Consider the following 15,573-nt stretch of genomic DNA (forward strand, 5'->3'; position numbering starts at 1 on the left):
TAATTAACGTTTAGCAAATGCTTCTTGAGGTTCACATGTCACCTCACCGACCCACAATGCACCACGTGCACCTTGAAGGTTTAAATCTGCTTCACAAATTGTTTGCTGATCATCTTGTAATAGCGATATCACTGGATATCGGACGTCAACATCCATGGAAAATTCACCATTTTGATCTGTTTTTGTGCGACCAATATGATTTCGAATTGAGGCATATTTTATGTATTCACCATTTGGTGATTTCAGACGGCCAAATACCGTGACTAATTGCCTTACCTCTGGTTGATAAAGAGCAATGTTTCCTGGGTATAATGTGACGGATTTATTTCGCCCTGAGACAATATCAAAGCTGTCTTTTGATTTTCCGTCATTCATTAACTGAATGTCATAATCCGAATAAGGGGATAATGGAATAAAGGTATTTTTTCCGCTAATTGGGTAATTTTGCCCATTTACTTTTGCGACCATACTACCGCTACCTTTTATATCGGAATTAATAATAACGCCTGATTTGCCTTGCTGCCCACTTGGCATGATCATGCCGTCGCTATATGCCACTGAGCCACGAGATGTTAAGTTGCCATTAAGCCTGTTATTATCGGGGCGATTAATCGTCACTGTACCTGAATTATATTTAGTATCATAAGAAGCATAGCCTAATGTTGAAAAATTGGATTCACCATTATCTTTATCTCGGACTAATTTGGAGACAGAAACCCCTGCATTGGTAATCACCGAATTTTCAAAATTTTTATTCGCATAAATATTCGCTTTCACATTACCATTTGTTGAGGAAACACCTGTACTCAACCATGTTGATAAGGGTAAGGAAAAATCGAGGTTAATATATTTTTCGTTGGTACTATTTTGATTATCATAATGATAACGCTGTACACCTGCTCTTAGCCCCACGGTTCCATAACGGCCAGAGAATAATGTATTCGCATATTCATAGTTAATTGAATCACTGCCAATACGACGATCTTTAGTATTACTAATAGTCAGTGACCCAGTTCTATCAATTATTTTGTCAAAATTAATGGTTCCGCCATAAGAATAACTGTCAGCATCATAAAGTGGTAAATCACCAGTCACTACAGTTTTTTCTTTAGATGCCCATAAAGAACCGTAACCTTCCGGTATATTGACAGAAAGAGTCGCAATATTACGATAACTGCCATGGTTTTCTAGCATGCCTTGCCAGTTAACTGAGATATAGTTATTTAAAGCTGCATTGATACTCGTTTCTTGTACAACAAATTTATCAAACCCATAATTTGACATTTGAAAACGCACGCCAGACAACACAGGGAAGTTATAAGCGAAAGAGGCTCCGATTAAATGGCTTTTACCAGGAGTTTGGCTCGTTGAGCCTTCATTTCTTACATAATGGCGCTTATCAAAGTCAATATAACCACCATAAATTTCCCAATTGAGTTTATCAAAACCGCCTGTTATCGCTCCGAAGGATTTATTAATTGTTTGGTGCTGTGTTGTGACAATTTTGCCATCGATTACCGTCTCAATAGTGACGTCGTAAATGCCATAAGGCAGTATACTTGTATCAATTTCAAAATTACCCATGGGAAAATTTTGAATATTTAATAATTTACCTTGTCGATAAATACGTACTTCACCTGGGCTATTTAAAAAAGCATAAATCGGCGTGAGTGATTGCTGCTTATTTGTCACCATACTTGAGGAATTGTTTCCTATTGATGCCGCATAAATTTTACTGCTGCTAAGGGCAGTTAAGCTGGCAATAGACTGCAAATTCCATGTACTCATTAGCCCAAGTGCAAAACGGAATCCGTTGAAATCACGCTCATACATTGCACGATACAGTTCAACATTAGAATTAGATTTTCCAATGCTATATGCTGATGCATTTACATTAAAGTGATGTTCCGCAGCTGCGAATAATGTATCTAAATTGAAATAGCTACTGGATGTATCTTTTGAATCTTTAACACGGCTCTGAAATACCCCTAAATCATAGTTAGCTACTGCTGAAAATGAATTGACTGAAGAATTTCCTAGTACAGATTGCCGCGCATGTTCTTTTGGCGAAAAAGCAGCTTTATCAACATCTAATGATAAATTAAATGAAGAGATGTTTAATTGAAGGGTTGCATTATTATCAATAACAATGCCATTACTTTCATTAAAAATGGCATCCTTTTTTTCTTCAAGTTTATCGACTAGTAAATTATTTAGTTTCGCACCGTGCTCATTTTCAATGAGATGAATACTTGATAATTTAATATTATCATGGTCGATTACAATAACTGCATCTGCAATTTTGCTTTCGCTCTGATTGGTTACCGTATCATCATTTAGTCGTAAAAAAACAGGTACAGACATTCCTTCTTCCAATGCACTAACAAATGCAGGAGGAATAATATATCCACCGATCTTAACGCTTTTCATTTCATTGGCATTAATCGTATTCGAAAAAATAATACTTAATATTGATAAAGCAATAGCACTTTTACGCATAATTTAAGTCCATTCTTAATTATTTGACAACAATGAACTCTCCTTTGTGCCAAATACCTACGCTTGATTTTTTATTTGTGACATCGACAAATTGTAATTTGACAGCTAAATTTGGCATGAGGTAATAACGCTCGCGACAAATACCATCCGCTCCGTATTTTTGTTTTTCTGCTAAACAAGGGCCTGAAGCCACTACACGGAAGGTGCTGTTTCCAGTATTTGAAACTTGGGAATTAGAATATTTATAATTAAAGTTTTCAATTCTTGGTGCGACAACGAGAATTGTGCTAATTGTTGCCGATGTTGTTGCTGATGCCGATTTCGCACTTTGTGTAACACCACTCTCGCCAATAGGATCATCTTTCCAATTTAATCGATAGTAACGTTCTTTATTATCTTTTGGGCCTTGATAAATTATCTTAAATATATCTTTTGCATGCCCCGGAAGAATTAAGTTAGCGGGGGTTGATAATATTTCATTGGGATCAGTAACTGGAATTACTTTTCCAGTATCAAGTGGTGAATCTATTTTTTCTATCGTTAAATTTACCAATCTTGCCGTATCTACTGTATTTTCAATTTCTTTAGATAAGGTGTCTTCATCCGATGATATTATTTCAGTGATATTTCCCACATTGACAGCAAAACTGCTTTTTAATGGTAACCATGATAATAAAATTAATGCTAATGTTATCTTTTTCATAATCATAAATTTATAAAATGAATGACGATAAAGATATTATTTCCCTATAGTATCTTTATCGTAATATTTAGTTATCTAATAAGGGGATATTGAATTAAGGAGCTGGAGTAAACTCACCGTCCCAAGTTGCAGTAAACTGAACTTTCACATCACCATCCCATGTACCGTCAGTCAGTGCTTTAAAGTCAGTCGCTGCGCCATCAGCTTCAGCGCCAGCAATAACAAAGGTAAATTCACCGCGATCTGCTGCACGCTCTGAGCCATTATAGATACCATCAGCCGCTAAATTATCTAAACCAGAAGTTAAACCGGTTGATGTATCAATTAATACTAAATCATTATTTTTAGTCAGATCTTCACCATTCCATTTAACACCAACAGTTAATTTAGAATCGTCGGTAGTTCTTGCTAATGTATTAGCAATAATTTTTGACGCTAATTTAAAGTCAGTTGCACCAGCTTGGCCTTGAATAGCGATATCAAATGCGCCATTTTGTTGGTTAAAGCTTTTTTGGCCTTCGGCATAATTAAAGGTTAAACTTCTTAATGGAGTCACAACTAACATACTTGTCGTGTCTTTAATTGCAGTTGCTTGCCATGTAGCTGTTGCTTGAGCGGTACGTGTATCTGCATTTGCAACGGTAGCAAAAGAAGCTGCAATAATTGTTGATAACAATACAGAAGCCATTTTTTTATTTAACATACTAATCTCTCTTTTTATATTGATAGAAAACAATAGTAAAAATAGTTATTTAATTTTTACATATTGATATGGTTTTATTGAATTTAAAATGAAAGGTTTAAATATCTTTCATGCTATTTAGTAATATTGCGATTGTTTTTTTACTTAAATTTATATTGTTTCTTTTATTTTCTTCAGAGAAACAATCAATATAGTAAATCATTTCAATCCATCTTTTGTCTAAAACAGTTAAGATTTCATTTAATTGATCTAGCGATAATGAACTGGTACCAGTTTCATAGCGAGATACCTGTTGTTGGCTAATATTAATTAATTCTGCCAACTGTTTTCCTGTCATGTTTTTTTCTTTGCGTGATTTTCGTAAATAATTTCCTACATGACTACTAATTATATTAGCTTTCATTTTTTCAGCCTCTAATATTAATAGATCTATTTATGTGATATTCGTTAGCTCACTCGCTTGCTTAATTGAGTGTTATAATAAATACATTAAAAAAAGAGTAAATGGCAGGGTTTCTATTAAAGATTTACTTTCAATAGGTTTTTTCTATTAAATCTGTTTTTTTTAGCATTATTCAATTAAAAAATATCTCTTCACCAGTTTAATTGGTTAAAAATACACTTCATAATGTTGAAAACAGGGTATTCAATAAAAAAATACACCAAATAAGTGTAAAATTATTATAATTTTTAACAAATGTATATTTAATTAAGAAGCATAAAGAATCCACATTGAAAGTTACAATTTATTACAATTAAAGAGAGGGAAGAATTGAGAATAAAGGTAGGAAACCAGTTATATTGGTAGAATTGTAATTTTAAATGTGTATTTAACTCTCTTATCTATTAATAACTCAGTTAACTAATTTAATGTGTATGATGTTAAAGTCCCACTTTGATAATTAGATATATGATATAATATCAATGTCTATTAGGTGAATAAATGTAAGATAAAACAAATAGTTGATTTGCTTTATCCACTATAGTATCAACTTTCTATATCATGAACCTATTGTGGTACATAGGGAGTAGGAGCTAATACTTCGTCCTACAGACCTGTTTATCTTCTATAATTTCATAAAGTACTTTACCAGTGATAGTTGAATCAGGGGTGGGGGGTTATGTCCTCCATTGCCTTTCATTTTAATTTTGGTGATATCCAATGGATGCCTTATTGATGTATGTAGTGAGTTATCGAAATAGTCAGTGCTAAGACTTCTTCCTTACAATTAAACAGCTCAATGTATACCGATTTTGCAGTACCTAATACTATGCGCGTTTGTTCCAAACCCAATTCATCACCTAAAGCTACTCTAAATATTACTTATAAATTAGATATAACTATCTACATAGCAGCTAATCTAGATTTTAATCCTTTCTTTTGCACTTAGCTTTCCACTAGAGATTATACTTTTGGGTATAGTAACAGAGCATAGGAATGTCTGTTAGTAAAAACGTTGGTTGTTAGAAGTCCATAAGCTATCTATACATGATGAGTAATATCGATAAGCTATCCTGGGATAGCTAGCCAGATTGTTTTTTGAACGATTTTCTTTTTCTTCTTGGTAAGTGTGAATTATAATTTATAAACGTTACTATTTTTCTTTGGTATAAATAGAGCAAAATAGATGGTTTTTTGTGCTTTATTTGAAGGGTTGAAATGATGTTTTTTTTATATCATTGATGAACTGTTTCAGTAGGGATAGTTATTATAGTCATTGTTTTTATTTTTTTAATTCTTTAAAAAAATAAAAATGAATGAGTATATTTTGATATGAATCAATAAAAATAGCATACTCGATCTTAACGCTAATCAATGAGTATTTTATAGAGCAAAATCCTTAATACTCATATTAAGTGTTATTTTAAATTACAAGTAATACATTGCATTCCAAATTGTAACAAAATGAAACTTAGCATTAATTGGCGTGTCACTGTAATCTATATTGTTTTATAAGTAATAATACTTGCAACATATTATAGCAATAACAGCAACAATATTATCACATTTAAAATTAATCTATTAATCACATAGTTACTTATCATTTTTCTACTCCAATTGCGTGTTTTATTCGGTTGTATATCTCAAAATATGGGTACAAAAAAACATTAAAAAGATCAGGCCTATTGATTTTAATTCTATTGATAGGTTTAAACATTTTTACACGTTTTTTAATCAATTTATATTATTAAGCATAAATTAGTAGTTAATGAATTATCACTAGAATAATTTAGCCTATTAAATAAATATATTAATGATTATCATTTAATAAAAATTAAATTTGGTTTATACATCGGGAAAATTTTGGAAATGCTTATGGAAGTAAATAGGTTGAGTTATTATGCGGGAATATTTTTAAGAAAATCTCGAAAGGAAAAAAATTTAACGGGAAAGCAATTGGCAAAGCTAATGCATGTTAGCCAGCAACAAATATCTCGTTATGAAACAGGGAAAACATCATTAACAATAGACCAATTAAGTCATCTTTTACGCCTATTAGATAAGAATTGGGTTGAGCTTATTTTATTTGTTCAAAGCGAATGTGATATCGATATAAAATTGGAGAAAGAAAAAAGTAAAAAAAGTTATTTATTAAGCAATTACTTGATTGATAGTTTCATAAATAAAAAGCAGTAATATTATTTTAAATTGTTCTAGCTCTATTCTCATAGTGCTCAAGATTATGTTTTATAAAAAACACAGTTAAAAGTGTTTTTTATACTAAGTAATTTTTCATTTGTTGTATATTGAATTTAAATTAGAGAGAATAAAATGTTTAATAAGAAAATATCATCTGTATTATTATCTGGGGTTATTGCTGCTTCTTTTGCTACCGTTGCAAATGCAGATACACGTACCGCTCAAGCAACAGCAACATGGCAAGCGACTGCAATTAAAGACACGACAAGCATGTTAGTTGTGACTCCACTAAAAAGCTTAACTTTTAATTACGCCGAAGGCCAAAAAAGCTTTAATCAGCAAAATGGTGCATTTGATGTCGCTATTCAAGGACAATCCGGCGCAACTGACTTTAAATTAACATCTAAAATTATTGCTAATACATTAGCAAGAACTACCGACGATTCTACATTAGAAGTTGGCGTTAAATGGAATGGTACTGATTTAAACACTGCTACGGATACTACGTTAATCAGCGTTGCTGACGGTATTACTTCAGGTTTAGATAATTTAGCGGCTGATGGTGTTTATAATAGCTCAGACCGTGCAACAGATCGCGGTGAGTTCACCTTTGTTATTGCTAAAGCTAAAGCAGCAGGAGCAGTCGCTGAGTTTAAAGACTTAGATGATGGTGTTTGGGATGGTGATGTGAAAGTCCAGTTTACTGCAAACTGGGAAGGAACTTTTGTTACTCCATAAGTTTTTTATTAATTAAATAAAAAATCCTTTGTTACGATAAAGATAATATAAGGATATAGAGTCTTTATCGTTTTTTATTTTGAGTTCTATTATGAAAAAAACAACAATAGCAGTTATTCTATTATCAATTCTCCCACTAAAAAATACCTTGGCTGTTAATGCTGGTAATATCACAGAAATTATTTCATCTGATGAAAATTCACTTTCTAAGGAAATTGAAAACACAGTTGATGCGGCTAGATTAGTAAACTTAACGATAGAAAAAATAGATACACCATTAGAACATGGAAAGGTAATTTCAACTAACGATCCTAACGAAATATTGTCAACACCAGCGAATATTATTCTTCCGGGAAATGCACGTGATGTATTTAAAGTTATCTACAATGGCCCGAAAGACGATAAGGAACGTTATTATCGACTAAATTGGAAAGATGACCCAATTAGTGAAAGTGGGATTACGAAAAGTTCAAAATCAGCATCAGCAACAACATCTGCAACGATTAGTACAATACTTGTTGTTGCACCTAGAATAGAAAATTTTCAATACAAATATGAAAATCAGAAAGTTGCTAATTTAGGGAACAGTTCTTTTCGTGTTGTTGCTTCAGGACCTTGTTTACCTGATAAAATAAATCTTGGTTCCGATGGGATCTGTAAAGAACGTTATTACTTGATGCCAAATTTAGCTGTAAAACTTCAGTTGGTCGATATAAATAATAAAAAAACAAGTGTTGGTATTTGGCACAAAGGTAATTTTATTGTGGTCAAATAGCTAATATTGGATCTTAACTATGCATAAAAGTATTATTGCATTATCAATAATGAGCTTTATTTTTTCAAATGTTGTTTATGCTAAAGATAACAAGCGTATTAAAATTGGTGGGTATATTATTCCGCCAGCTTTTGTTATGGCACTGGAAGAGGGAATGTCAGTACCTGTTTTTTTACGATTAAATACCTCTAGAGAAAAAAATCAAAGTGAAGATAAAATTGCTGATGCCATCATTATTGTTGAACAAGGAAAAATTAAACTTGCGAATATTAATTTTATTGATAATAGCCAAGGACCAAAGTTAAGCTCATTATTGATAGATGAATTAGAAAACAGTAAGGATAACTTTTTCAATGAATCAAATAACATTAAGATTGATAAAGATGCATTACTTCAGTTAGATATTTCTTCATTTAATCTGTCACTCGATGTTGACCAAGATGCTTTTGTGCCTAAAGAAAAAGTTAGGCAATTTTCTCTAGGTGACTCATCGGTAAATGATTTTTCTGCAGTAGCTAATTATGATTTAGGTGTTTTTGGAAGTCAGGTAAAAAAAGGGAAAAATTCGTCGAGTAGCTATTTTAATTTAGATACTTTGTTGGCTATAGCCGAACACCACATTAACATTAATGCATCAGTTTACAGCATTGGTAAATCAAACTCTGATATTGAATTATATCGTGCTATGTATGAACGCGATTTTAATGGAATACGTTATGCGATTGGGTTAATGAGTACGTGGAATTTACAGTCTATTGCGAGCCTAACTACACTAAATAGCAGTAAAATTTATGCAGTTACACTAGGAAATAATGCATCTAGTGTCGTGGTGAACTCAAAATATTCGTTAACACCAATCTATGTATTTTTAAATAGTCCAGGTGAGATTCGTATTTACCGTGATGGAAAGTTATTAAATATTCAAAATTTTCCGATGGGTAGCTTTGAAGTCGACACGAGTATTCTTCCATTTGGTATCTATGATGTCACGATTGAGACCGTTGTAGATGGTAAAATTGTGACGACTCAACATCAAACAATTAATAAATCTTTTGGAACTAGCGGCGCTAATTTTGAAAAGTTAAATTGGGAAGTCTATGGGGGATATGTTGATTTTGATAAGAAACGTTATGTAAGAGGAAAATATTCTAAACGTGAGCCACTGAAGCAAAGTTATTTAGTCGGTGCGTCCGTGGCAAAAGGTTTTCCTGTTTTATCTGGATTAAATATTCAGATGTCTAATTATGGCTATGACAATTTTTTAATTAATGAAAGCAGTATTAACTTTTCTTTAAATCAGTATGTATCACTGTCTTGGCAGGGAATGATTGAAAACCATGGCAGCCATAGAAATATTGCTACGCTATCGACAAATATACCTGATGGCTATGGATCTGTTTGGGCTTCGAAAGAAAAGGCCGTAGTAAAAGGTGAATTACCCATTTATGACTCTGATAGTTATTCTTATGGCGCGACTTTAAATTTTGACAAGGTATTTGAGCGAGCGGGAACATTCACTATTAGTAGTACAAAAGATAAACGTATTGGTAGTGATTCAATTAACTATGAGTATTCAAATACATTGTTTTCAGGTCGTTACGGCACGATTGGGTTAAGAACAGGCGTTCAGCGTTATCACTATGATGACCAAAAAAGTATGAATGAAAAATTTATTAGCCTCGATTTTTCATTACCGTTATCAACATGGTTGAGTACAGGTCTTTCATCGAGCAATGGTAATGTGAAAGCCAATATTTATGCGAATAAGAGCTTTGATGATTCGGTTATTACAAGTGTCGGAGGTTCGGTGTCAAAGCTAGTTAAAGATAAAAATAACGGTGAGTCTAATATTTCAACAATGGGCTATGCCTCTTACGAGACTAAATATAACTCAGGTATGGTGACACTTAACCGGCCCGATAGTAATAGGCTTAATGGTAATTTGACCTCAAGAGGCTCAGTCGCTTATAGCAATGGAACTATTATGCCAAGTGGGCAGCAAGGGAAATCAGGCGTCATTATTAATTCGGATATTTATGGGGCTGGGAGTATGACAGCACGTGTTAATGGGCAAAATTACCCTATTAGTGGAGCAAATACCTTTATTCCATTATCCCCTTATTCGGATTATGACATTCAATTAATGAATGATGCGAAATCTAAAGACAGTTTTGACATTGTATCGGGGCGAAATAAGTCTGTCACATTATACCCTGGGAATATTGCTATTTATAAACCTGAAGTTAGGCAGCTCGTGACGGTATTTGGTCGTTTGAAATCGCCAACTGGCGAATTTATTAAATATGCGTCTATCCGTAACCATATTGGTCGCACAAAAACAGATCACAATGGTGAGTTTTCGATGGATGTCGATGTTCGCTACCCTGTTATTTCACTTCTACAAGAAGATGAGCAAACTATTTGCGAAGCTGATTTGAATCTAGAGGGAGCCAGAGGTGCGTTATGGCTAGGGGATGTTACCTGTGACCCGCAAAGAACAGTCGCATTAAGGCAATGAGAGTTTCATGATGAATAAAAAATATTTCTTACTATTTTTGACGAGTTGTTTGTTGAATGGCGTCTTTAGTTCTTCTGGCTTAGCTGTGGCTCTGAGTAACTCTTATGTATTTATTGAAAATGGTGTTGATAATGAGTTTTTTGTAACACCAAGGTCTTTAGATCCTCGATTCACTGGCGCAAATAAATTTTCCCGTTATTCAGCAAGAAACCAAGAAAGCTTAGGTTATATGGGTTACACCAATACCTCGATTCGGGCCAACCAGAATGTAGATATTTGGTTTGAAAATTCACCGATTGATAGCCCATTTATTGGTAACCGCTGTATGCGTAATTACTGTAATCGCGATACGGGTTATTGGCCTGCACAATATGTTGGTCGAAATGGCGCGTATAAAATTGTACAGGATAATACCTTGGGGGAAGGGGCATATGCGCGAGGTATTTTTAGTGAGTCAACATACCAATATTTTCAAAAACTGCCTATTGGTACAGTAGAAACTTATAGCTATCGTGCATGTATGACTGACTTGGATTACGACCCTGCAAAAGGGGAAAGTTGCCAAAGTGTTGGTGGACGAATTATCGCATCTCATGAGTTTACAATGACGAAATCAGGGCATATTAAACTGAGTTCAACAGGCGCAATGCAAGAAGTTTACATTGATAGTAATGGTAACCCAAGCCTAGGTCCCGGGGAGCAATTTTGTCGTATTGGTATTGTTGCCAACGTGAACGGTTTAATTTGCCAAGTGGTAAAACATGAAACATCGGGGGATATTTTTGCGAATGTGTTGCTAACATTAAAAGTAAATTCAACATTAATTCCATTTACCCCTGCTGCTGCGTCAATAAAAATAGGCCCTGACGACGGTTCTAATGTTTGGCAAAATTACAACTCATCTTATGCAGCGAACTCATATTTTAAAAGTTCAAATAACTATGTTTCTATCTTTTTTTCTAATACGTTTTTCAAACAATTAGTGACAAATAATATTGATTTCACCAATAGCCAAGACTTTTTTACGTTTTCGTTTACGAACCCTGCCGCTGCCCCACAGTCAGGCTATTATGAATTCACGCCATCGAACCAGTTAGTGATAAAGCCTAGGGACTACAGCATTAGTATTGTGCCTGCGGATTATATTCCTAACCCGTCAAAAACTGGGAAAATTGGCCCAGCGGAACCACCAATTGAGTTTAATTATATTGTGACGACAAGCGGCCCTCGACAAGCGGACGCGATCACTGCAAGAGTCGAGGGGCCGACAGTGAATGTTAACGGACAAAACTTTTGTTTGTTCAGCTCCGATGATGACAAATTTCGTGTTCCGTTTTCAGCTTACTTGTCATTTAAAAATGCTTCAGGTATCGAAGAGTCTTATCGCTCAAGTTGTGATGGTACGGAAATATCGATGGATAATGCCTTGTGGACGGAAACACCATGGGATATCCCTAACCAAGATTTAGGTTCTTTTTATCGCACTAATTTGGATTTACGTTTCCCAATGAATGATTCAAACTCATTATTTACGTTAGATGGCATCGATTGGTTAGGAACGGTGTCTGCGAGTGGAACGGTTGTCGTGAAAGCGATTTGGACGGGGCCAGATGTCCATTTATAAGGTTGGCGCGATTTATATTGATAAACTGAAGCGTATAGCGACTCAACTATTGATTAGCTCGCTGTTATTATTGCTTTTTTCATGTTTTGGTAAAGCCTATTCACTTTATTTGAGCTCAGATATTTCATCTTTAGAGCCCAATAAAAGCTTTTTTTCAAAGTCCTATATCAATGATACGAAAAAGGTGAATTTATATACATTTAGCGCATACCAAATAGATAAGCCTGATAATAAAGAACAAGGGAAGCCAATAGAAGAAGGGGAAATTATTTTTACCCCATTAAAAAAAATCGTATTACCCGGTGAGCAAGAGTATTTTAAGATTTTTTATCGCGGTAAAGCGGATGATAAAGAACGCTATTATAAGATTGTGATCAGTGAAACGGCACTTGATGTGGAAACTGACTCTTTTCAGAATCAGCAACCGTTATTTTACCCCACAGTTAGTTTAGAAACCTATTTTGTGGTTAGGCCGAAAGATATTGCATTTAAATATGCGATGGATGTGGATGCGGGCATATTAAAAAATACGGGCAATACTTATTTTAGGGTGTTAATTCATGAAAGCTGTGAAGTAAAGGATGATGAGCAGCCCTTAGTTCTTTATCTTTTACCACAACAAGAATTTCACCATGAAGCTTTAAAGAAAAAAAGCCGTAAATACATTGTTATATTTGATAAATACTATTCTATAGGCAATTGCGATTAGCTGATTTAAAATTTTATATTATATGATTAGCCAGTAATATTTGTTGTTACTGGTTTTTTTCAATTCATGTTACTTCTATCTATTAATAGTCATTAGAAAGGCTAGGTCTTTTACTCAACTCAAACAAAAATATTCGGGCATATTGCGCTTTTTTTTGTCTAAAACTTTGCCAATTATCACTAATGTGGCAGCTAAATGTGCTAGAAGCATAAATCACCTTGATCCCAGACACTGAACTCAGGTTTAATAAGGTTAGTCACTTGCGCAAAAATGTAAGTCTTAAGGGATATTTTGCGCAATGGAATGGATTCAGCTTTGCGGCAGTTCAATTTATTAGCGATCTGCTGCCATGAACATAGCAAATATTGCGGTATGGGTAGAATTGGGTTACTTTCAATCGCTCTATTCATGAAATGCTCAGTTTGTTGTCGATGTGTTGTGGTTTCTTAGATAAGGAGACCGATGGCGATACCTCGGTAACTTGATACTTTCATGTTGCAGCGAAATTAAAGTAGCACTATCCGTATTGCGTTGTAAAAATTGGTTTAAGTACGTTTTTATCCTACCTGGAGTATACTGATGACGACTCGTAAAACCCTTGCTAATGCTATCCGCTTTCTAAGTATGGATGCGGTTCAAAAAGCAAAATCAGGGCATCCTGGCGCGCCAATGGGCATGGCTGATATCGCTGAAGTACTGTGGCGTGACCATATGAATCATAACCCAGCAGACCCTCACTGGGCAGATCGTGACCGTTTTGTACTGTCAAACGGCCATGGCTCAATGTTGATTTATAGCTTACTGCACCTCACTGGTTATGACTTACCTATCGAAGAGTTAAAAAACTTCCGCCAATTACACTCTAAAACACCGGGCCACCCAGAATATGGCTATACTCCAGGTGTTGAAACAACAACTGGTCCTTTGGGGCAAGGCATTGCAAACGCAGTGGGTTTTGCGATCGCAGAACGCACATTAGCCGCGCAATTTAACCGCCCTGGCCATGACGTTGTTGATCACCACACTTATGTTTTCATGGGTGATGGCTGTATGATGGAAGGTATCTCGCACGAAGCATGTTCTTTAGCGGGTACACTGAAATTAAATAAACTGATCGCATTCTATGATGACAACGGCATCTCAATTGATGGTGAAGTTGAAGGTTGGTTTACTGACGATACCGCAGCACGTTTCGAATCTTATGGCTGGCATGTTATCCGTGATATCGACGGACATGACGCATCACAGATCAACGCGGCAGTGAACGAAGCGAAGAACCAAACTGATAAACCAACACTGATCATGTGTAAAACTATCATTGGTTTTGGTTCACCAAACAAAGCTGGTTCTGAGTCTGTCCACGGTGCACCTTTAGGTGATGCTGAAATTGCAGCAACTCGTGAAGCTCTGGGTTGGAGCTACGGTCCATTCGAAATTCCTAAAGATATCTACGAAGCTTGGGATGCTCGTACCGCAGGTAAAGAAAAACAAAGCGCATGGGATAAAAAATTCGCCGCATATTCAGCCCAATTCCCTGAATTAGCTGCGGAATTTACTCGTCGTATGAATGGTGAATTACCAGCTAATTTTGACGCGGATGCAAAACAATTTGTTGAAAATCTGCAACAAAACCCAGCAAATATTGCCAGCCGTAAAGCATCACAAAATGCATTAGAAGCGTTTGGTAAAGTGTTACCAGAATTTATGGGTGGTTCTGCAGACTTAGCACCAAGTAACTTAACCATGTGGTCAGGTTCGAAAGCGCTGAATGTTGACCCAGCGGGTAACTATATTCACTACGGTGTTCGTGAATTTGGTATGTCAGCTATCATGAACGGTATCGCGTTACATGGTGGTTTCATTCCTTACGGCGCGACATTCCTGATGTTTGTTGAGTACGCGCGTAATGCGGTTCGTATGGCAGCACTGATGAAAGTGCGTAGCATCTTCGTTTATACTCACGATTCTATTGGTCTGGGTGAAGATGGCCCGACTCACCAACCGGTTGAGCAACTGGCAAGCCTGCGTGTGACACCAAATGTCAGCACGTGGCGTCCTTGTGACCAAGTTGAATCTGCGGTGGCGTGGAAATATGCTATCGAGCGTAAAGATGGCCCAAGCGCATTAATCTTCTCTCGCCAGAACTTAGAGCAACAACCTCGTAGCGCTGAACAATTAGCCAATATCGAGAAAGGGGCTTACATTCTGAAAGATTGCGCAGGTACGCCTGAGTTAATCTTTATTGCTACAGGTTCTGAAGTGGAATTGGCAGTTAAAGCGGCTGACCAATTAACATTAGAAGGCCGTAAAGTTCGTGTTGTATCAATGCCTTCTACTGATGCATTCGATAAACAAGACGCGGCTTACCGTGAAGCAGTTTTACCTGCCAATGTGACAGCACGTGTTGCTATCGAAGCGGGTATTGCAGATTACTGGTTCAAGTACACTGGTTTAAACGGTGCCATCATCGGTATGCATACCTTTGGTGAATCTGCTCCTGCCGAAGTTCTGTTTAAAGAATTCGGTATCACAGTAGAGAAAGCAGTTGAAGCTGCGAAATCTTTACTGAAATAAAATAAGAAGGAATGAGTTCCGAATTTCGGTTCTCATTTCTAATTATCTTGCTGAACAACGCCTAGCGATAAACTAGGCGTTGTTTTTTT

General features: G+C 35.6%; 12 protein-coding genes. 7 read left to right on the plus strand and 5 right to left on the minus strand.

Features of this window, described 5'->3' with window-relative positions:
• Positions 1-3: 3 nt before the first annotated feature.
• The 4 genes from ACU696_RS05895 to ACU696_RS05910 all read right to left on the minus strand — a co-directional run bounded on the left by ACU696_RS05895 (position 4) and on the right by ACU696_RS05910 (position 4,308).
• Positions 4-2,499, minus strand: coding sequence for a TcfC E-set like domain-containing protein (locus ACU696_RS05895; RefSeq protein WP_109911905.1), 2,496 nt, complete (start codon positions 2,497-2,499; stop codon positions 4-6).
• Positions 2,500-2,518: 19 nt separating this feature from the next.
• Positions 2,519-3,202: an EcpB family pilus assembly chaperone gene (locus ACU696_RS05900; protein WP_004914450.1), complete on the minus strand. Its 684-nt coding sequence runs from the start codon at positions 3,200-3,202 to the stop codon at positions 2,519-2,521.
• A gap of 94 nt (positions 3,203-3,296) precedes the next feature.
• Entirely contained in the window at positions 3,297-3,905 is a 609-nt protein-coding gene (gene ecpA, locus ACU696_RS05905; protein ID WP_004914448.1) for a common pilus major fimbrillin subunit EcpA, read from the minus strand.
• Between the two features lie 97 nt (positions 3,906-4,002).
• Positions 4,003-4,308 (minus strand): helix-turn-helix domain-containing protein, encoded by a 306-nt coding sequence (locus tag ACU696_RS05910; protein ID WP_004914446.1) that lies wholly within the window; start codon positions 4,306-4,308, stop codon positions 4,003-4,005.
• 1,914 nt (positions 4,309-6,222) lie between these two features.
• Here ACU696_RS05910 and ACU696_RS05915 point away from each other — a divergent pair.
• The 6 genes from ACU696_RS05915 to ACU696_RS05940 all read left to right on the plus strand — a co-directional run bounded on the left by ACU696_RS05915 (position 6,223) and on the right by ACU696_RS05940 (position 12,910).
• On the plus strand, positions 6,223-6,543 hold the full coding sequence (locus ACU696_RS05915; protein ID WP_109911906.1) for a helix-turn-helix domain-containing protein: 321 nt from the start codon (positions 6,223-6,225) through the stop codon (positions 6,541-6,543).
• Between the two features lie 135 nt (positions 6,544-6,678).
• On the plus strand, positions 6,679-7,284 hold the full coding sequence (gene ecpA / locus ACU696_RS05920) for a common pilus major fimbrillin subunit EcpA (protein ID WP_004914437.1): 606 nt from the start codon (positions 6,679-6,681) through the stop codon (positions 7,282-7,284).
• A 91-nt stretch (positions 7,285-7,375) separates the two neighbouring features.
• On the plus strand, positions 7,376-8,059 hold the full coding sequence (locus tag ACU696_RS05925; protein ID WP_447343047.1) for an EcpB family pilus assembly chaperone: 684 nt from the start codon (positions 7,376-7,378) through the stop codon (positions 8,057-8,059).
• A 19-nt stretch (positions 8,060-8,078) separates the two neighbouring features.
• Positions 8,079-10,577: a TcfC E-set like domain-containing protein gene (locus ACU696_RS05930; protein WP_164528450.1), complete on the plus strand. Its 2,499-nt coding sequence runs from the start codon at positions 8,079-8,081 to the stop codon at positions 10,575-10,577.
• A 7-nt stretch (positions 10,578-10,584) separates the two neighbouring features.
• On the plus strand, positions 10,585-12,201 hold the full coding sequence (locus ACU696_RS05935) for a fimbrial protein (protein ID WP_227024218.1): 1,617 nt from the start codon (positions 10,585-10,587) through the stop codon (positions 12,199-12,201).
• 34 nt (positions 12,202-12,235) lie between these two features.
• Positions 12,236-12,910, plus strand: a complete 675-nt coding sequence (locus ACU696_RS05940) for a fimbria/pilus periplasmic chaperone (RefSeq protein ID WP_446000210.1) — start codon at positions 12,236-12,238, stop codon at positions 12,908-12,910.
• A 200-nt stretch (positions 12,911-13,110) separates the two neighbouring features.
• Here the strand turns inward: ACU696_RS05940 and ACU696_RS05945 are convergent, their stop codons facing one another.
• Positions 13,111-13,320, minus strand: a complete 210-nt coding sequence (locus ACU696_RS05945) for a hypothetical protein (RefSeq protein ID WP_148044895.1) — start codon at positions 13,318-13,320, stop codon at positions 13,111-13,113.
• A gap of 169 nt (positions 13,321-13,489) precedes the next feature.
• Between ACU696_RS05945 and tkt the strand changes: the two genes are divergently transcribed.
• On the plus strand, positions 13,490-15,484 hold the full coding sequence (gene tkt / locus ACU696_RS05950; protein WP_209102235.1) for a transketolase: 1,995 nt from the start codon (positions 13,490-13,492) through the stop codon (positions 15,482-15,484).
• Positions 15,485-15,573 lie beyond the last annotated feature (89 nt).

Source organism: Providencia sp. PROV_01 (genome assembly GCF_053098325.1).

Bases quoted from the DNA above. Each gene is read 5' to 3' on its own strand.
- ACU696_RS05945 (WP_148044895.1), bottom strand. From the start codon at position 13,320: ATGAATAGAGCGATTGAAAGTAACCCAATTCTACCCATACCGCAATAT.
- ACU696_RS05925 (WP_447343047.1), top strand. From the start codon at position 7,376: ATGAAAAAAACAACAATAGCAGTTATTCTATTATCAATTCTCCCACTA.
- ACU696_RS05900 (WP_004914450.1), bottom strand. From the start codon at position 3,202: ATGAAAAAGATAACATTAGCATTAATTTTATTATCATGGTTACCATTA.
- ecpA (WP_004914448.1), bottom strand. From the start codon at position 3,905: ATGTTAAATAAAAAAATGGCTTCTGTATTGTTATCAACAATTATTGCA.
- ACU696_RS05915 (WP_109911906.1), top strand. From the start codon at position 6,223: ATGGAAGTAAATAGGTTGAGTTATTATGCGGGAATATTTTTAAGAAAA.
- tkt (WP_209102235.1), top strand. From the start codon at position 13,490: ATGACGACTCGTAAAACCCTTGCTAATGCTATCCGCTTTCTAAGTATG.
- ecpA (WP_004914437.1), top strand. From the start codon at position 6,679: ATGTTTAATAAGAAAATATCATCTGTATTATTATCTGGGGTTATTGCT.
- ACU696_RS05935 (WP_227024218.1), top strand. From the start codon at position 10,585: ATGATGAATAAAAAATATTTCTTACTATTTTTGACGAGTTGTTTGTTG.
- ACU696_RS05910 (WP_004914446.1), bottom strand. From the start codon at position 4,308: ATGAAAGCTAATATAATTAGTAGTCATGTAGGAAATTATTTACGAAAA.
- ACU696_RS05895 (WP_109911905.1), bottom strand. From the start codon at position 2,499: ATGCGTAAAAGTGCTATTGCTTTATCAATATTAAGTATTATTTTTTCG.
- ACU696_RS05930 (WP_164528450.1), top strand. From the start codon at position 8,079: ATGCATAAAAGTATTATTGCATTATCAATAATGAGCTTTATTTTTTCA.